Consider the following 18,627-nt stretch of genomic DNA (forward strand, 5'->3'; position numbering starts at 1 on the left):
GTTAATAACTAGAATATTAGGCGATGCATTCTACCAATACCCAACTGCGCGGGAAATGAAAAACTCCCTTAAACAGAAAAAGCCCTTACCTTGCCACCTGAGATTGTTTAGCGCTGGCAGATAAAGGCTTCTGTACTAAGAGAAAGACCGGGCAAGTCAGCGAATAACAAGCCTGCCGTTCAGCACATGACGCTCAAATGTCTTCTCTTGTGTTTTTACGCGCTGTGCTTTTCATATAACCGGATACGGGTGCTGACTTTCTTCAGGTAATGCTTGGTTTCATCGTATGGCAGATCCGCCATCAGCTTGTCATACACTTGCTGTGGCGTCATGCTGTTGATGATTTTCGCCGCCTTGTAAATTTTTCGCGAACCGTCCGGGTTAAACGCTTTGGCCACGTTACCGGCACCCGTGTTATAGGCCGCAATCGTACAGTACAAACGGCTTTCATCGTTGGTGATAGCCTTCAGGTAGCTTTTATCCAGAATGTTCAGATAGGCGGTACCGGTCTCAACATTGACATCCGCTACATACAACTCGGCCGGACTCATCGGTTCATCTTTGCGGCGAATACGCACGTTAACATCCCGCCCGGCTGTCGTCGGTACAATTTGCATCAGTCCATACGCCGGAATCGGCGATTTCGCTTTCGGGTTGAAGCTGGATTCCGAATGCATGATCGCCATCACCAACGCCGCCGGAATATCAAATCGCTGGCTTTCTTGCTCAGCAAACCCCACATATTTAGCCGCTCGCTTCCCTATACCGTTAGCAGGCAGCTTGATGCGATATTCCATCACTGTTTTCGGTGGCTGTTTCGCCGCTTGCTGGCGTACTATCTGATACGTTTTTTCCAGCTTTTTAATTCGCAGCTGTTCCTGCTGCTGAAGCTGTACTTTTTTCTTCTCGATCGCCGAAGCAACTACAGGCGTATCAATGAGATCCGTGGATACCGTCGCCCCAAGCTGGGCCACTAACGCTTCAGATTCTTTTTCAATTTCCTGCAACTGGGTTCGAGTTTGCGCCTGAATCACTTTTTTTGCCGCTGTTTCTGTCACGTTGGAGTAATTCACCTCGACCATCACAACAGAGCCGGACTCCAGCACTTTAGGGCTTTCCACTACAGATGCCAGCGTTGAGCCCGATTCCCCCATAACTGTTTTAGCCGCTTGTTTGACCGCTTTCTCAGCCTGCTCAGGCAACATATTAGGTTCAACCAAGACCGCAACAATTGCTTCGTTGCGTTCCAGATCCACAACCGTTCGCGTCTTTTGATCACGACTGTAATCCACTGTCACCAAAGGTTCGGAAACCAGACCATCTCCCCATTTTTCAATAATCTGCGCGCGGTATGCATCATATTCCCGAAGATACTGACTACGCCAGTTTTCGTACTCATTCATATAAGCCAATACAAACTGCAGATATTCCTCTTGCTCAGTTTGTGCCGATGAATAGACTGCGGTCACCTCGGAGTCCAGTTCATCAAAGGGATTATCGGCTTGTACGGTTCCTGCCCATACCGTACCTGTCAGCACGAATGCGCAGCAGCAAGCTAAACGTGATAGCTTCATCGACCTTTCCTTTATTTAATAAAAGGGCTAACAGTTCGAGCCCCATTTTTTGTTATTTATTTTTATGCCAATAATTGGAGTATTCACTTAAAAAATGCGACAAACTCATAACGTGTCAACATTGATTCAATCATTATTTCAGGTGATGTTTCGGACAGCGCAAACATATTGGGCTGACTCTGACGAATGATTACCATGTCATTCTCCATAACATCCTCTCCTAAATTCAGTTGATAATTCAATGACTGAATCTTCTCTTTAACCCCAGGCAACATCTCTCCATAGTCAACCGTCGCCAGTAAGAGGTTATAAAACAGTGCACTGCGGCCTAAGGTATTCACTTCCGCATAATAATTAATGTTGCCGAAGTCCGTCAGATAGTTCTCGTATTCTGGTAAGTACTCGGAAAGAGGTGACTCAGTCAGTACCATATCGGTATAAGGGATCGCCATCGCAAAGTCGTCGGTTAAAGCCGTAATGCTGTATCCCGATACGCGCTCTCCTTCAACAATAACACTTAACAGGTATTTATCAGTGCCATAGTAGTAATAGTGAATCCCGGGCTGGAGACGAGAAGGTTTGGATGCAACCGGTACACCCATAAATGACTGAACATACTCATAAGTCTGCCCAACCTTGAGTTGTGATAACTGCTCATACTCAACCTGATGAGTAAAGTTTGTCACAACCGACTCATACACCGTTTCGATAGCATCTTTGGTATCGTTCCATTGTCCGAGTGACAACATAATGGCGACGACGGTAACGGCAATACTCTGCATTTTTATCCATACAGTTGGATTATTTGAATCAGTGGCCAGTTCTTCACTTTGCATAATGAAAGGTTCTATCCTTGCGAAATAATAATATCTGTCGACATTACCAATGACATTTGAATTTTTGATCATAGTAATCAGGAGATATTGGTTCAATAATCAATTTATCAATTAGATTGAAAATCGACCACATCACTCTAATTTAGATGTAAAAAACAGCTACCAAAGGTGATATAAATGAAATAAAAATTGACAGGCAATCTTTATTTATTAAGTGAACGTCGTTTTTAATTTTATTCTTTTTCCGCCTATCTTACGCATCACTAATAAATGGTTTAATAAAGTTATTAATAGTGAAATTCGTATCAAGGATAAAGAGTGACAGAGTTAACAAAATATATAACCAATACCAGGTCATTTTCAGGGAATAGTTAATCATTTATCCCCAATTATATCTCTTTGCTGTTTTAGACTCAGGTTAAATACGCACTCTTAATTCGTCAAAAAGCCGTCACTTGGACGGCTTTTTTCATCTCTTAGCGACCTGGCTTACAGCACAAGGTACAACGGGCGCTTGGGCTTGATTCCCCTGATCATTTCATCACAGGAGCCTCATCCAACCCTTTTTTACCCATTCCGGCTTGATCCTTCTGCTTCAAAGCCTTTTCCAGTTGCGCGGCAACGTAACCCGGCGACTGGGTTCGGCCTGACATCAGGCGGTACATTGCCGGTATCACCAGCAAAGTCACGAAAGTCGCAAAGGCCATACCGAAGAACACCACAGTCCCCACCGCAACCCGGCTTTCAGAACCGGCGCCAGTCGACATGATGAGCGGAATCGAACCAAACAACGTCGTAAAGGCCGTCATCAGAATCGGACGCAGACGGCGCTCTGAAGCGTCAATGATTGCCTGTTCAAACTCGACACCCTTATCACGCAGCTGATTGGCAAACTCCACAATCAGAATCCCGTTCTTGGTCACCATGCCAATCAGCATGATCATGCCAATCTGACTGTAAATGTTCAGGCTTTGCTCCATCAGTACCAAGCCGGCCAGCCCGCCGAAAATCCCCATCGGAACGGTCAGCATCACCACCATCGGGTTGATAAAACTTTCAAACTGCGCCGCCAGCACCAGATAAGCCACCAACAGCGCCAGCCCGAAGACCACCAGAATACTGCTCTGGTTTTCACGGAAGTCCTTCGACTCACCGGCATAATCGATCACAATGTCGCTCGGTAATATCTCCAGCGCTTGCTCATCCAGATAATTCAGTGCCTGCCCCAGGGTATAGCCCGGCACCAGGTTTGCCTTCAGAGTGATCGATTTTTGCTTCTGGTTATGACTCAGGCGCTGCGCCGAAGCCACTTCCTGTACATCCGCTACCGATTCCAGTGTAATCAGCTGGCCGTTTCGCGCCCGTAGATAGATCTGGCTCAGATCCGATGCGTTATTAAAGCTGTTCTCATCACCACGCAGGTATACGTCGTACTCTTCCCCGCGTTCCACGAACGTGGTCTCAGTCCGGCCTCCCAGCATGATTTCCAGCGTCTCGGCAATATCGTTGACCGGAATACCCAGTTCTGCGGCACGCTGGCGGTTCACATTCACCACCAGTTCTGGCGTCGTTTCGGCGTAATCCAGATCGACCCCTTCCATCATCGGGCTGCTTTCTGCCAGTAGCTGAAGTTTGCTGGCCCACTGGAACAGTTCTTCATAATCAGCACCGTTAAGCACAAACTGCACCGGTTCGGACGAGCCTCCCCGGAATCCCGGCATGAACGGCCATACCCGGATATCCGGAATACCTTTGAGCGCACCGCGGACCATGTCCAACGCTTCAGTAGCCGTCATCTGACGATCTTCCCAGTTTTCCAGTGCCATGATCACAAAGCCGGTCTGATCACCTGCACGACCACCAAAGGCTGGGGTCTGGATAGACAGCGATTTAATGACACCCTGTCCGACCATCGGCAGCAAGCGGCTCTCAACCTCTTCTATATTGCCAACCATGCGGTTATAGCTGGTGCCTTCCGCGCCTTTCACAAAAGCGAAAATCACCCCGCGGTCTTCCTGCGGAGTCAGTTGTGACGGGACAACTGTCATCAGCCAGCCACTCAGCACCACAAACAAAACAACCAGACCCGGTGCCACCATACGGTGGCGCACTGATGCCGCGACCACTTTACGGTATCCCGCTTCCAGCCGGGCAAACATGCGATCAACCGCCTGGTTAAATTTGCCATGTTTGACATTCGCTTTCAGTAACTTACTGCCCAGCACCGGACTCAGGGTCAGGGCAACCAACGACGAGAAAATCACCGCCACGGCCAACAATACGGAAAATTCCGTAAACAGCGGCCCGACCATCCCGTCCATAAACGAGATCGGCAGGAACACCATCACCAGCACCACCGTTGTGGCAACCACCGCAAAACCGACTTCCCGGGTGCCTTTATACGCGGCCAGCAGCGGCGGCTCTCCCCGCTCAATATGGTGATAAATGTTTTCCACCACCACGATGGCATCATCGACAACCAGACCGATCGCCAGAATCAGCGCCATCAGGGTCAGCAGGTTGATGGAGAAACCCAGGAAATAAGCCACCATAAAGGCTGAGATCAACGAAACCGGTACGGTCACCGCCGGAATCAGCGTAGCGCGCGCCTGACCGATAAAAATGTACAGCACCATCACGACCAGAAATGCCGTCAGCATCAAGGTGCTGTAGACTTCCTGAATCGAGCGATCGATAAACACGGTCGAGTCATAATCAACGTACAGCGATGTTCCTTCCGGTACAAAGCGCTGCATGCGTTCCACTTCGTCATGTACTGCCTTGGCGACATCCAACGGATTCGCGTCGGTCATGGCGACAATGCCCAGGCTGAGGTTCGCGACCCCGTTATTTTTAAACGTGGCATCTTCATTCTGAGCACCGACCGCGACGTCGGCGACATCTTTCAGGTAAATCGGAGAACCATCAGACGCCGTACGCACCACCAGATACTCGAAGTCAGCAGCCGTGCGGTAGAGGCGTGCCGTTCGAACTGACATGGTGGTAGTGTCATTGCGCACCTGCCCCCCCGGCAGTTCAACGTTCTCATCTTTCAAGGCGTTGACGATATCTTTGGTGATCACGCCACGGCCGGCCATTTGATCCGGCTTGAGTTTGACGTACATCACCCGATACAGCGCACCGCTCAGATCCACCGAACTGACCCCGTTAATCAAGCTGAAACGATCCATCAGTACCCGCTCGGCGTAATCGGTCAGCTGAGTGCGGTCCATATTACTGGAGGTCAGGTTAACGTATACGGCCGGTTCACCGCTGCCGTTATCTTTGGAAACCACAGGATCATCCGCTTCATCCGGTAGACGGCGCTGGGCACGGGCCACAGCGTCACGGACATCACTGACCCCTTCAGTGAGGTTCCAGCCCAGCTGAAATTCCACGGTGATCCGTGATGAGCCATTACGCGTGGTGGAGGTAATACTGTCGATACCACTGATCCCGGACAGCTGATCCTCAAGCACCGAAGTGATCCGGCTTTCCATGATCGAAGCGGAGGCCCCGTCGTAGCGGGTCGATACTGTGACTACCGGATTTTCCACATCCGGCATTTCGCGAACCGACAGCTTGGTAAACGATACATAGCCGAAAACACACAGCAACAGGCTGAGCACGATGGCAACGACGGGGCGTTTTACGGAAACATCAGATAACCACATCAGGCATCGTCTCCTTTCCTCTCACCGCTGGCAGCCGTCAGGTCATTAACCTTGATACCGTCGCGCATGTTAACCAGCCCCTGTACCACAATGCGATCACCGATTTGCAGGCCAGATTCAATCACGACTTCATTGTTCACCCGTGCTCCCAGCGTCACTTCCGTGCGGTGCGCCTGACCGGCCTCATCCACCCGGTAGACAAAACGCTTGGTACCAGAATATTCCAGGGCCTGTACCGGAATCACCGGCGACTCCTGTGGCAGGAAGCCAATTTCCGCCGCCATCAACATGCCGGGTTTTAACAAGTGCGATGCATTTTCAAAACCCACCCGAACCCGGATATTCAGCGAATCCGCCCGCACGCGGGAATCAATGGCCTGAACGGTGCCGCTAAATGACTGTCCCGGCCACGCTTTGCTGGTTGCCCGCACAGTCATCCCTTCCCGTAAAAAGGAGAGATATTGCTCCGGCACCTGGATATCCAGCCGCATCGAGGATAAATCGTCCAGCGAGAAAAGCTCACTGCCCACGGTCAGCATGTGGCCAACACTGAAATCAATCAGCCCCACCGTGCCGTCAAACGGCGCCCGAATGGCATGATCATCCAGATCAGCCTTCGCTGCCTTAAGACGCGCATCGGCAATACTCACACTTGCCAATTGGGCATCCAGTTCGGTCTGTGTAATGGCGCCACGTTTAACCAGTCGCTGAAACTCGTTGTATTTTCGTTTTTCATTATTCAGGTACGCCACCGCTTCAGCGTAAGCCGCCTTGGCTTTGGCATCATCCAACTGCACCAGCAACTCGCCTTTTTTTACCTGGCTGTTGACACCGACCACAATGCGGTCGACTTTTGCCGCGACCTGAGTCGCCACCTCGACCGAACGCTGAGCTTCTAGCTTACCGATAAGGGAAAGGGATTGTGTAACAGGGTGAGAGGTCACCACGCCGGTCGTGACCGGGATCTGACGCCCGCCCCGAGCAGCGGCTGGTTGCTCAGCAGCCTGAGATGGCTGATAAAAGTAGCCATATCCTCCGCCCAGTAATGCAGTCGTCACCAGAACTGCAACAAGGACTTTTTTCATTCTAATATCCATCTATTTAAACTGAGGAAATGATATCCGATGCCGCCCCGTAAGGGGGTAAAGAAGTGTAAAGATAAGCAATATTCCGTTTACGTCTGCCGGTAAAGCCGGGTTTTTCCATCACGGGTTGCCATGTCCGACGGCAATGTGATGAAAATAGCAGCAAGCAATCGGAATTTATGAGGAAAAAGGTTTACAGCGCCAAGTTGTCTGCTACTATTCGCCCCGCACTTGTGGAGGGGTTCCCGAGTGGCCAAAGGGAGCAGACTGTAAATCTGCCGGCTCCGCCTTCGATGGTTCGAATCCGTCCCCCTCCACCATCATTACTGAGAATGGCAAACGCGGTTCTCAATATTGCTCCGATACACTGAGCAATAACACAACTTGCAACACCCCGTGGAGGGGTTCCCGAGTGGCCAAAGGGAGCAGACTGTAAATCTGCCGGCTCCGCCTTCGATGGTTCGAATCCGTCCCCCTCCACCATCATTACTGAGAATGGCAAACGCGGTTCTCAATATTGCTCCGATACACTGAGCAATAACACAACTTGCAACACCCCGTGGAGGGGTTCCCGAGTGGCCAAAGGGAGCAGACTGTAAATCTGCCGGCTCCGCCTTCGATGGTTCGAATCCGTCCCCCTCCACCATCATTACTGAGAATGGCAAACGCGGTTCTCAATATTGCTCCGATACACTGAGCAATAACACAACTTGCAACACCCCGTGGAGGGGTTCCCGAGTGGCCAAAGGGAGCAGACTGTAAATCTGCCGGCTCCGCCTTCGATGGTTCGAATCCGTCCCCCTCCACCATCATTACTGAGAATGGCAAACGCGGTTCTCAATATTGCTCCGATACACTGAGCAATAACACAACTTGCAACACCCCGTGGAGGGGTTCCCGAGTGGCCAAAGGGAGCAGACTGTAAATCTGCCGGCTCCGCCTTCGATGGTTCGAATCCGTCCCCCTCCACCATCATTACTGAGAATGGCAAACGCGGTTCTCAATATTGCTCCGATACACTGAGCAATAACACAACTTGCAACACCCCGTGGAGGGGTTCCCGAGTGGCCAAAGGGAGCAGACTGTAAATCTGCCGGCTCCGCCTTCGATGGTTCGAATCCGTCCCCCTCCACCATCATTACTGAGAATGGCAAACGCGGTTCTCAATATTGCTCCGATACACTGAGCAATAACACAACTTGCAACACCCCGTGGAGGGGTTCCCGAGTGGCCAAAGGGAGCAGACTGTAAATCTGCCGGCTCCGCCTTCGATGGTTCGAATCCGTCCCCCTCCACCATCATTACTGAGAATGGCAAACGCGGTTCTCAACATTGCTCCGATACACTGAGCAATAACACAACTTGCAACACCCCGTGGAGGGGTTCCCGAGTGGCCAAAGGGAGCAGACTGTAAATCTGCCGGCTCCGCCTTCGATGGTTCGAATCCGTCCCCCTCCACCATCATTCAGGCCGATAGCGCAAGCTGTCGGCCTTTTTCATACCTGAAATAAATCACATCCCTTGCACAAATTTTTACAACCGCCGCCTTCTTTCGGATAAGCGCAAGCTCGCGTTTCCACTTTGGTTTTCTCACTGAGTAGTTCTCCGAACAGTCGCCTATCTCCCACACCGGGTAAAAATCAAGTTGTCTACTTGGACAATACCTTTCTAAAATTCAAATGGATGCCATGTTCAGGAAGGGGAAACGCCTGTGCTCCAGATGGGTCAGAAAGCCGTTGATAATACAGAAGTCGACAATATCCGAGTGCTGATCGTTGAAGATCATAAAAGTGCGGCCACTTTGTTAAAAAGCATTCTTCGCCAGGCCGGTGTGACAAATATCGACATTGCTCACGGCCACACTCAGGCCATTACCCGCTGCCAGCTCAATGCCTACGATCTGCTGTTTATTGACTACCACCTGGATGACATCCTGACTGGCACCGAACTGGTCAGCCTGCTGCGGCGGCGGCGTCACATCACCACTTACTGCGGCGTGATTCTGCTGTCCGGCGATCATTCTGCCGAAGTGATCCTGACCAGCTTGTCGGTCGAGCCGGACAGTTTCATCACCAAACCCATCACCACCGATCAGGTCCAGAAAAAGCTGTTTGCGGTCATGGATGAAATCACACTCAGGAAACCCATTTATCAGGCTATGGAAACCGGCAATCACGAGGAAGCCGTCAGCCTGTGTAAACAGAGCCTGCAACACAGTGGCTATCACCGGAAACGGGAAGGCTTACTGCTGGATTTACTGATGACCAATAATCAGTGGGGGCAGGCAGAACGGTTTGCCACTTTGTTGCAGAAGTACCACCCTTCGGCTCACATCAGCTTGGTGCAGGCCAAAATTGCCGCGCACAAAGACAATCTGCCGGCTGCTATCGCCCTCTTACAACGCCAGCTGACAGAAACGCCGCTACACATTGAGCTTTACGATTATCTGGCCGAATATCAGGAGCAAAACCGACAACGCTATGAAGCGCTGGAAACGGCCCAGAAAGCCCTGACCCTGACGCCGGGGATCAGCCACCGTGCATTGCGGGTTGCACGCCTGGCCGCCGAACTGGACAAAACGGAGCAGCTGATTAAGGCCGGGCACACGCTGGCTGGCCATCTGCCCATTATTGATGTGGAATGGATCATCTGTTTTTCGCAGTACATGGCAATTTACGAGCAGGCTTATTTCCAGCACGCCGCGGCCTCGCTTCGAGCCAAGCTGCTCCAGGCACTGAAACAGATCGATCGCCGGGCACAGTCACGTATTCTGCCGGCTCAGCAACCCTTTCTAACCAGCTTCAGTCACATTATGACCGCCCGGCTCACCCTCGGAAATGTCACCCCACTCAAAGCCAAACGCCGTTTATTACTCGGGATGTCGACCTATTTCGATATGATCACTAAGCTGCCGTCCGTCATGATCGCCGATGCCATGCCGCTGCTAATACACTTTGGCGAAACCCAACTCATTGCAGAATGCCAGCGGGCGCTCTCACTTCGGGATCGGTTTGACCACCACAGCCAGCAAAGACTAAGGGCGTTACGGGAAAATACCTTACTGGTACAGGCCGTCCGTCAGCTGGAACGCCGTCTGGCAGAGGCTTATGACTTACTGGAATCCCCGGAACAGGCACTGCCCCGGTATGAGGCCATCTTGGTTGATTATCCGCTCAGTACCGAAGCGAACCTGGGCCGGTTACAGTGCCTGTACGCGTTGAACATGGGGGAAGAGCAGCCCCTGCGCCAGAGCCTGCAGGCCATCAGTTCGATGCCACTGCCCGACAGCCTGGACAAATGGCGTACCCGGCTCTTTGAGCTGATGGCATCGCCCTGCAGCTCGCCGGGTCAGGTTCGTCTGATTCGTCCGTACCAGAAACGTACCCGGCAGTTTTTACTGGCCGGTTACGGGCAGGCCCCTCAGCCCGGAGAAGAGGCGTTGGGAATCTAAACCATCCGTTTTTGCTTCGGCACTGGCTTAACGTAACCGCTGAAGGAAATTTAGCCGCTTAACGCATTCCTCCCGTGGGGGGAAACCAGATCTAAATCCGGCCCCTTGGGCACAATGCCTGTCGGATTGATGTTATCGTGACTGAAATAGTAGTGGCGTTTAATGTGGTAAAAGTCCACGGTCTCAGCGACCCCAGGATACTGATACAGCTCTTTGAGGTAGCCCTGCAAGTTCGGATACTCCGCAATGCGCTGCCGGTTACACTTGAAATGGCCAACATAAACCGCATCGAAACGGATCAAAGTGGTAAACAAACGCCAGTCGGCTTCCGTCAGCCTGTCACCGGTCAGATAGCGATTGTCACTCAGATGGTCTTCGACCGCGTCCAAAGCATCAAATAGACGGTCAAACGCCGCATCGTACGCTTCCTGAGTCGTGGCAAAGCCACAACGGTACACACCGTTATTGATGTTTGGATAAATCAGCGCGTTCCATTCATCAATATCACCCCGAAGAGCAAGTGGGTAAAAGTCGTCCTGATTCCCCGTCAGATCATCAAAAGCCGTGTTCAGCATGCGAATGATATCGGAGGATTCATTGCTGACAATGGTTTCCGTCTGCTTGTCCCATAACACAGGCACTGTGACTCGACCGGTGTAGTCCAGCTTGGTTTTAGTATAAAGCTGATGCATGAAAGAGAAACCATATAGCGGTTCTGGCTCGTCAAATTCCCAGCCATGGCTGCGCATATCAGGACTGACAACAGTCACTTCAATATGTGACTCCAGCCCTTTTAACGCGCGAAAAATGAGAGTGCGGTGGGCCCACGGACAGGCCAGCGAGACATAGAGATGGTAGCGTCCGGATTCGGCTTTAAACCCTTTTTGACCGTCCGGGCCCAGGCCGCCGTCAGCGGTCAGCCAGTGACGAAATCCGGCGTCCTCCCGCACGAACTCTCCCTTGCTGCTTTTAGTGTCATACCACACATCATGCCATTGACCGTTAACCAATTTTCCCATTGTTCATCCCTCATTGCTGACTGATGAGATGATTATAAGAAGCGCCGGTCATTCTGTCGGGAGGGGACAGTCGAGCATGATCATCGAAAATTCTGAACATGCTCACCTCCGGTTGGGCGCCTGCGCGCCCTAACGGATGAACTTGTTATACACAAACAACACTATCAGGGCCCCGAATGTCGCGGTGATCAGACTCCCGATATTGACCCCGGTTGCTGGCCCTAAACCGATGAATGAGCCAACCCAGCCACCGACGAAGGCACCAACGACCCCTAGCAGAATGGTCGCAATCCAGCCGCCGCCATCGTCACCGGGCATCAGCCATTTCGCCAGCGCACCGGCAATCAGGCCGAGAATAATCCAAGAAATGATACCCATAGCCTCTCCTCATTGGGTGATGTAGTGTCTCAAAGAGCATAGTCAAAGCCTGCAACTGTCACCACATACCAGCGGAAAATTGCCTCTCCCCCGTGGCACATTAAATACAATCTATTGCATAATGTACAGCAAAAGGTGATGGCAGGTTGCCAACGCAGTCATGGATTTTCAAGCCACAGGGACATTTTCAGCCCGCTCGGTAACAGAACGATGACAGGAACGGGACAAATACAGAGAGAATACATGGAACGTATTAATGTTATTGGTACCAGCGGCAGCGGTAAATCGACGCTCAGCAAACAACTGGCGGCTCAGCTGGGATACCCTTATCACGAAATAGATGCCCTGTTCTGGAAACCCAACTGGACACAGACACCAGACAGCGAGTTACTGGACAAGATTGCGGACATCACCCACCAGCCATACTGGGTACTGGACGGTAACTACAGCCGGACAGAACCCGTAAAATGGCAACATGTCGATACCATTATCTGGGTTGATTATTCCTTCCCGAGAACCTTTTATCAGGCACTGAAGCGCGCCCTGAGCCGTTGGCTGTCCGGTAAGGAGCTCTGGCCGGGAACGGGAAATAAAGAAACGCTGGGTAATCTGTTGCTCAGCAAAGATTCCATCCTGCTCTGGACCCTCCGGAACTATGCGAAAAATCGTCGCCGTTACAGTGCCCTGATGCAATCGCCGGACTATCCCCATATCCGCTTTGTCCGCCTGCGCAGCCCGGCAGAAACACAAGCCTTCCTGAACGCCGTGCAACCTGACCAGCACGCTGACAGCAAGGATGCATCATGTTCACTATAGAGACTCGCCGACTGCGTCTGAGAGACATGCAGCCCGAAGACACCGAGGCATTTGTCGCCCTGACCCGCGATGAAAAATACCGCCGCTTTTACCACGATGATGACTGTACCCCGGCCCATTACCGTCAGCTGGCAGCCCTGTTTATGGCTCAGGCACAGGAATGCCCCAGAACCCATTACCAGCTCGCCGTCGAGCTCAAAGCCACAGGCCAGTTTATAGGTATTGCCTGCCTGAGAACCGAGGCTGACCGACAGGCAGCCATCGGCTGCGGGCTGAATCGTCACTATCATGGCAAGCAGCTGATGGAAGAAGCTGCCGATGCTCTGATGACCTTCGGTTTTACGCAGTGCGGTCTTCACCGTGTGTATGCGGAAACGCTGAGTGCTAATGTCCCAGCCCTCCGGCTGTGTCGGCTACTGGGTATGCGTCAGGAGGCGCGGTTTAAACAGCACCGTTTTTTCAAAGATCAGTGGTGGGATACCATCGTCATGGCCATTCTTCGCAACGAATGGGAACAACGCTCGCCGCGTTGCTGACCTCAGGTAGCTGACCCTAAGTGCCAGTCACTCTTACCGCCGCAAAAACACGCTGGCGGCCATAAGCCACTGGCACAGCACCAAAGGTTCCTGTTACCCTACCTGACAACCCCCTGCGTTGCTCGCGTGCTGTGCGCACGACCAGCGTAACCCTGCTGATATAGCAAAAATTATCAATCAAAGGCAGACTCATTAATGAAAGTCATTTCCTTCAATATCAATGGCCTTCGCGCCCGCCTTCACCAGCTTCAGGCCGTGATCGACAAGCACCAGCCGGACATTATCGGCCTGCAGGAAATTAAAGTGCACGATGAAGCGTTCCCGCTCGAAGACATTGAAGCGATGGGCTACCAGGTTTATTTCCACGGCCAGAAAGCCCACTACGGCGTGGCCATGCTGTGTAAACAGACTCCGCTGGAAGTGAAAAAAGGCTTCCCAACGGACGATGAAGAAGCCCAGCGTCGAATGATCATGGCCACTTTTTTCCGTGAAGACGGCAGCAAAGTGACTGTCCTGAACGGCTACTTCCCTCAGGGCGATAACATCAGCCATGAAACCAAATTCCCGGCCAAAGAGAAGTTCTACGCCGATCTGATGACTTACCTGAACACGCATCACAGCAACGATGAAGAGCTGATTGTGATGGGTGACATCAACATCAGCCCGATTGATCTCGATATTGGCATCGGCCCGGCCAACGCCAAACGCTGGCTGAAAACCGGTAAATGTTCATTCCAGCCAATCGAGCGTGAATGGCTGAGCACCCTGATGAATTGGGGACTGGTCGATACCTTCCGTCAGCAGTACCCGGACGTGGACGACAAGTTCTCGTGGTTCGATTACCGCTCCCGTGGTTTTGATGACAACCGCGGCCTACGTATCGACGTGATTCTGGCCACACCTGCACTGGCGCAACGCTGTGTTGACAGCGGTATCGACTATGAGCTGCGCGGCATTGACAAGCCATCCGATCACGCGCCAATCTGGACGACATTTAACTAATCTTCCGGCATACCGCAAGGAGCAACCATGAAACTGTTTGTGTTCGACCACTGCCCGTTCTGTATCAAAGCCATGATGGTCGCAGGGCTGAAAAAGCTCAGCATCGAGCGGGTTTACCTGCAAAACCACGATGTCGACGCCCGGGTAGAAAAAGTGGGGGCAAACCTGGTCCCTATCCTGCAAAAAGAAGACGGCAGTTACATGGCAGAAAGCCTGGACATCGCCGCTTATCTGGATAATTGGGACGGCAATCCACAACTGGCTACCGGTAGTCAGGATCACAATATCGCCGCGTGGGCGGAAGCCTCCCGGCCTTATACCAGCCGCCTGCTCTACCCGCGCTGGATGATGATTGACCTGCCGGAATTCCAATGTCAGGAAGCCAAAGCCTGGTTTACGAAAAATAAATCCGCAATGTTGGATCAGGACTTCGACACCGCGTTTGCCCAGACAGAAGAAAACCTGGCGAAGGTCAATGCTTCATTCGGCCTGCTGGACTGGCTGGTACTGCCGTCTGAACGCCACAATCAGCTGAGCTACGATGACGTCAACCTGTTCCCGTCACTGCGTAACCTGACTGTGGTGAACGGGATTCAGTTCCCGCCTCGTGTACGTCAGTACATTGAGGAAGTGGCGGCACTGACCGGTATTGCACTGTACGACGATGTGGCGGTTTAACGGCTTCCGCTGAGATTGAGATTGAGATTGAGAGAATAGCGAAATACGGTGAGGTAAGGCTAAGTAAATTGAAGTGAAGTGAAAAGCCGTGAAATGTAGTGAAATTCAGTGAGGGTAACAACGCCATTCGTCATGTTGGAAACCGAACGGAAACACTATTCACGCGGTCAGAACCAAACGCCTGACCTTCCAGCTTGAACCATCCGATCCAAAAAAAGCGCCGGGATGAATACATCCCGGCGCTTTTTGATTAGCTGTGATGTGGGTGACTGACTCCCAGTTAAGGTACCGCCTTCGTGTGACAGACGAACCTCATATCCCACAAAACTCACCCACGATAACGATCACCTTACGATAAAGTTCACATCACGACAGGGCGCGCATGTGACGCATCCAACGTCCTTCCATTTTACGGAAACACCACAGAATCGTGAACGTTAGAACCATATAGCACATACCAGCAAACAGGTACGATTCAAACGGCGCATAGTAACGGGAGTTAACAATACGCGCGGCACCGGTCAAATCCACGATGGTCACAATCCCGGCGACAGCCGAGCCGTGCAGCATGAAGATCACTTCGTTACTGTAAGCCGGCAATGCACGGCGCAGTGAGCTCGGCAGGATAATGCGGCTGAACGCCTGCCACTGACTCATGCCGTAGGCCTTGGCCGCTTCAATTTCCCCTTTCGGCATGCTGTTGATTGAGCCACGTACGATTTCCGCCGTATATGCTGCCGTGTTCAGCACGAACGCCACCAGCGCACAGAACCAAGCTTCCTGCCATAACGTCCCCTGCACATCCATCAGCTGGCTCAGCCCGTAGTAGATCAGGTAGAGTTGGATCAGCAACGGCGTACCGCGGAAGAAATAAATAAATGCCCAGGCCGGCCCGTAAATCAACGGTTGACGACTGTTACGCGCTACCCCGACAGGCACCGCAATCATTAAGCCAATGATCAGTGCGACCACAACCATCCAAAAGGTGGTATAAAAACCCTGCCAATAAATTGGCCACGAGTCAGACAGAATACTGAAGTCCATACTTACCTCGTGTGAATGCTGAATTTACGCTCTGCCCACTTCAAGCCAGTGGTCGACAGCGAGGTGAAAACAAGAAAAATAATGGCAACGCTCATGTAGAAGGTAAACGGCATCTGGGTTGTCCCCGCCGCCAGTGCTCCTTTGCGCACCATGTCGTCAAGCCCGATAACGGACACCAGTGCCGTGGTTTTCAGCAGCACCAGCCAGTTGTTACCAAATCCCGGCAGGGCGTGACGAATCATCTGAGGCAACAGAATGCGTCGGAATGACAGCACACTGCCCATCCCATAGGCTTTGGCCGCTTCCAGTTCGCCCTTGTCGACCGCCAGGATAGCGCCACGGAACGTTTCGGCCATATACGCACCGAAAATAAAGCCAATGGTCATAATACCGGCTACAAAAGGACTGATCTCAATATAGTCAGGCAGATAAGTGGCCCACTCATGATTAGGATCGCTGGAAGAAAAAAAGTTGTTGATAGATTCATTGAGCTGATAAAGGCTGTCGTTGAGCAGCATTTGCCCGCCGAAGAAAATCAGCATCATTAACACCAGATCCGGGATACCACGAATCACCGTGGTGTAAGTTGTGGCAACAGCACGCGCCCAACGGTACGGAGACAGTTTCGCCAGAGCGCCGACCATCCCCAGAATCATGGCCAAAATGAGAGATAGCAAGGCCACTTGCAGGGTGATCAGAGCCCCTTCCATCAGTGACCATTCGTAACCTTTTAAATCAATCAAAAGGAAGCTCCTTATTACGACTCAGGAGGAGAATCAGCCCCGGAAGACAATGACTTCCGGGACTGTTGCTCTGTGATTAAGCGTTATTGCCCGTATACGTCATAAGCGAAGTATTTAGACGCGATTTCCTGGTAGATCCCTTTCTCACGCAGAGATTTGATCGCTTCATCCAGTTTTTTGGTCAAATCTTTATCCTGTTTGCGTACCGCAATCCCGAAGCCTTCGCCGAACCACTGCGGATCAGTCAGAGACGGACCGATAAACTCGAAGTCGTCACCGCCCGCTTTTTTCAGCAGACCGTCTTCAAGTGCAGACGCATCACCCAAAATTGTCGCAATACGACCAGCTTTCAGATCCAGGTAGGCATCATCAAACGAGCCGTAACGGACAATCTCAACGGCATCACCGTAGTTATCCGTCAGGTATTTGTCGTGCGTAGTCGCACGCTGTACGCCGACTTTCACCCCTTTCAAACCTTCTTTGGTAAACACAATGTCCGTACCTTTCTTCGCCACGAACTTATTTGGGATCAGGGCGTACTTACCGGTAAAGTCGACTTTCTTCTTACGCTCATCGGTAATCGACATCGCCGCAATGATGGCATCATATTTACGCGCCAGCAGTGACGGAATAATGCCGTCCCAGTCCTGGGCCACGATCTTACATTTCGCCTGCATTTCCTGACATAGCGCATTGGCCATGTCGACATCAAAGCCTTTCAGTTCACCGCTAGGCTCCGTCCAGCTGAACGGAGGGTAAGCCCCTTCAATACCAAAACGCACGGTGTTCCATTCTTTTGCCTGGGCAGAGGTAACGCCTAGTGCTGAAACGACAGCAGCGGCCAAAATCCATTTTTTCATCTTCTACTCCTGTTATGTTTGCTTTGTCTGTTGTTATTGTCCTGATTACCTGACGAGTCTTTGCCCGTCCGGTTTTGTCCCATCAATATATAGAAGAAATAAACTGTTGCAGACGTTCTGAATCCGGGTTAGTGAATAATTTTGCAGGTTCTCCCTGCTCTTCCACTTTACCCTGATGTAAAAACATGACCTGATTTGAGACATCACGAGCGAAAGCCATCTCGTGGGTCACCACCAGCATAGTACGGCCTTCCTGCGCCAGATCCTGCATAACACCCAGTACCTCGCCCACCAATTCCGGGTCTAACGCCGAGGTAGGTTCATCAAACAGCATCACTTCCGGGTCAACGGCCAGTGCACGCGCAATCGCCGCACGCTGCTGCTGACCACCCGACAGGTGACCGGGGTAATAATGACGACGCTCATACAGACCGACTTTTTTCAGCAGGGCTTCAGCCCGCTCAATAGCTTCAGCTTTAGGCACGCCCAGAACGTGAACCGGTGCTTCAATAACATTGCCCAGTACCGTCATATGCGACCAGAGGTTGAATCCCTGAAACACCATTGCCAGGCGGGAGCGAATGCGCTGCACCTGCTTTTCATCAACCGGCAGGTACTCGCCCTGACGATTGTTTTTCATTTTGATCAGTTCGCCGTTTACCCAAATCTCCCCCTGGGTCGGGGTTTCAAGCAAATTAATACAGCGAAGGAAAGTACTCTTGCCTGAGCCGGAAGAGCCAATAATAGAAATCACATCACCACGGTGGGCAGTTAGTGAAATCCCTTTCAGGACTTCATTCTGACCGAAAGATTTGTGTAAATCCTTTACATCAAGCGCCACTTCACCTGCCATGTGCGCTAACTCCTGTATTCCGTGAACAACTTACATCCAAAAAAATCCGACCTTTTGCCATCGTTCGCGGGTTTTCGC

15 protein-coding genes and 8 tRNA genes are annotated in these 18,627 nt (G+C 51.6%); 13 read left to right on the top strand and 10 right to left on the bottom strand.

Annotated features, from left to right (window positions below; translation table 11 throughout):
* Positions 1-215: 215 nt before the first annotated feature.
* The 4 genes from PGW97_RS12095 to PGW97_RS12110 all read right to left on the bottom strand — a co-directional run bounded on the left by PGW97_RS12095 (position 216) and on the right by PGW97_RS12110 (position 7,169).
* Positions 216-1,574 carry a transglycosylase SLT domain-containing protein gene (locus PGW97_RS12095; protein WP_273857410.1) on the bottom strand — a complete coding sequence of 453 codons (1,359 nt, stop codon included), beginning with the start codon at positions 1,572-1,574 and terminating at the stop codon, positions 216-218.
* Positions 1,575-1,657: 83 nt separating this feature from the next.
* On the bottom strand, positions 1,658-2,410 hold the full coding sequence (locus PGW97_RS12100) for an ETEC_3214 domain-containing protein (protein WP_273857411.1): 753 nt from the start codon (positions 2,408-2,410) through the stop codon (positions 1,658-1,660).
* A gap of 533 nt (positions 2,411-2,943) precedes the next feature.
* Entirely contained in the window at positions 2,944-6,084 is a 3,141-nt protein-coding gene (locus PGW97_RS12105) for a multidrug efflux RND transporter permease subunit (protein ID WP_273857412.1), read from the bottom strand.
* The gene (locus PGW97_RS12110; RefSeq protein ID WP_273857413.1) at positions 6,084-7,169 is read right to left on the bottom strand and encodes an efflux RND transporter periplasmic adaptor subunit; all 1,086 of its coding nucleotides are present in this window, start codon (positions 7,167-7,169) and stop codon (positions 6,084-6,086) included. Before PGW97_RS12110 ends, PGW97_RS12105 begins: the two co-directional genes overlap by 1 nt.
* A gap of 235 nt (positions 7,170-7,404) precedes the next feature.
* On the opposite strand from PGW97_RS12110, the gene PGW97_RS12115 reads away from it, so the two are divergent.
* From PGW97_RS12115 to PGW97_RS12155, 9 genes are all read left to right on the top strand, one after another.
* A tRNA-Tyr gene (locus PGW97_RS12115) sits at positions 7,405-7,489 on the top strand.
* A gap of 78 nt (positions 7,490-7,567) precedes the next feature.
* Positions 7,568-7,652: transfer RNA gene (locus PGW97_RS12120), tRNA-Tyr, on the top strand.
* 78 nt (positions 7,653-7,730) lie between these two features.
* Positions 7,731-7,815 (top strand) — tRNA-Tyr (locus PGW97_RS12125).
* Between the two features lie 78 nt (positions 7,816-7,893).
* A tRNA-Tyr gene (locus PGW97_RS12130) sits at positions 7,894-7,978 on the top strand.
* Between the two features lie 78 nt (positions 7,979-8,056).
* Positions 8,057-8,141: transfer RNA gene (locus PGW97_RS12135), tRNA-Tyr, on the top strand.
* Positions 8,142-8,219: 78 nt separating this feature from the next.
* A tRNA-Tyr gene (locus PGW97_RS12140) sits at positions 8,220-8,304 on the top strand.
* A 78-nt stretch (positions 8,305-8,382) separates the two neighbouring features.
* Positions 8,383-8,467: transfer RNA gene (locus PGW97_RS12145), tRNA-Tyr, on the top strand.
* A 78-nt stretch (positions 8,468-8,545) separates the two neighbouring features.
* Positions 8,546-8,630: transfer RNA gene (locus tag PGW97_RS12150), tRNA-Tyr, on the top strand.
* Between the two features lie 259 nt (positions 8,631-8,889).
* On the top strand, positions 8,890-10,620 hold the full coding sequence (locus tag PGW97_RS12155; protein ID WP_273859667.1) for a response regulator: 1,731 nt from the start codon (positions 8,890-8,892) through the stop codon (positions 10,618-10,620).
* Positions 10,621-10,670: 50 nt separating this feature from the next.
* Here the strand turns inward: PGW97_RS12155 and PGW97_RS12160 are convergent, their stop codons facing one another.
* Positions 10,671-11,639, bottom strand: a complete 969-nt coding sequence (locus tag PGW97_RS12160; protein ID WP_273857414.1) for a glutathione S-transferase family protein — start codon at positions 11,637-11,639, stop codon at positions 10,671-10,673.
* Positions 11,640-11,768: 129 nt separating this feature from the next.
* Positions 11,769-12,017, bottom strand: coding sequence for a GlsB/YeaQ/YmgE family stress response membrane protein (locus PGW97_RS12165; protein ID WP_047887380.1), 249 nt, complete (start codon positions 12,015-12,017; stop codon positions 11,769-11,771).
* A gap of 243 nt (positions 12,018-12,260) precedes the next feature.
* Here PGW97_RS12165 and PGW97_RS12170 point away from each other — a divergent pair, with 243 nt between their 5' ends.
* The 4 genes from PGW97_RS12170 to grxB all read left to right on the top strand — a co-directional run bounded on the left by PGW97_RS12170 (position 12,261) and on the right by grxB (position 15,049).
* Positions 12,261-12,833 (top strand): adenylate kinase, encoded by a 573-nt coding sequence (locus tag PGW97_RS12170; protein WP_273857415.1) that lies wholly within the window; start codon positions 12,261-12,263, stop codon positions 12,831-12,833.
* The gene (locus PGW97_RS12175; protein ID WP_047887382.1) at positions 12,821-13,369 is read left to right on the top strand and encodes a GNAT family N-acetyltransferase; all 549 of its coding nucleotides are present in this window, start codon (positions 12,821-12,823) and stop codon (positions 13,367-13,369) included. The genes PGW97_RS12170 and PGW97_RS12175 overlap by 13 nt, the downstream gene beginning before the upstream one ends.
* A gap of 195 nt (positions 13,370-13,564) precedes the next feature.
* Positions 13,565-14,371, top strand: a complete 807-nt coding sequence (xthA, locus tag PGW97_RS12180; protein ID WP_273857416.1) for an exodeoxyribonuclease III — start codon at positions 13,565-13,567, stop codon at positions 14,369-14,371.
* A gap of 27 nt (positions 14,372-14,398) precedes the next feature.
* Positions 14,399-15,049 (top strand): glutaredoxin 2, encoded by a 651-nt coding sequence (gene grxB, locus PGW97_RS12185; protein WP_273857417.1) that lies wholly within the window; start codon positions 14,399-14,401, stop codon positions 15,047-15,049.
* A gap of 366 nt (positions 15,050-15,415) precedes the next feature.
* On the opposite strand, the gene PGW97_RS12190 is transcribed toward grxB, so the two are convergent.
* The 4 genes from PGW97_RS12190 to PGW97_RS12205 all read right to left on the bottom strand — a co-directional run bounded on the left by PGW97_RS12190 (position 15,416) and on the right by PGW97_RS12205 (position 18,549).
* Positions 15,416-16,093: an ABC transporter permease gene (locus PGW97_RS12190; protein WP_047887385.1), complete on the bottom strand. Its 678-nt coding sequence runs from the start codon at positions 16,091-16,093 to the stop codon at positions 15,416-15,418.
* Between the two features lie 2 nt (positions 16,094-16,095).
* Positions 16,096-16,836: an ABC transporter permease gene (locus PGW97_RS12195; protein ID WP_047887386.1), complete on the bottom strand. Its 741-nt coding sequence runs from the start codon at positions 16,834-16,836 to the stop codon at positions 16,096-16,098.
* 83 nt (positions 16,837-16,919) lie between these two features.
* Positions 16,920-17,696, bottom strand: coding sequence for an ABC transporter substrate-binding protein (locus PGW97_RS12200; RefSeq protein ID WP_047887387.1), 777 nt, complete (start codon positions 17,694-17,696; stop codon positions 16,920-16,922).
* An 82-nt stretch (positions 17,697-17,778) separates the two neighbouring features.
* Complete coding sequence (locus PGW97_RS12205; RefSeq protein WP_047887388.1) at positions 17,779-18,549, bottom strand: ABC transporter ATP-binding protein; 771 nt, start codon at positions 18,547-18,549, stop codon at positions 17,779-17,781.
* Positions 18,550-18,627 lie beyond the last annotated feature (78 nt).

The organism is Photobacterium sp. GSS17, from assembly GCF_028621875.1.
Taxonomy (GTDB): Bacteria; Pseudomonadota; Gammaproteobacteria; order Enterobacterales; family Vibrionaceae; genus Photobacterium; species Photobacterium ganghwense.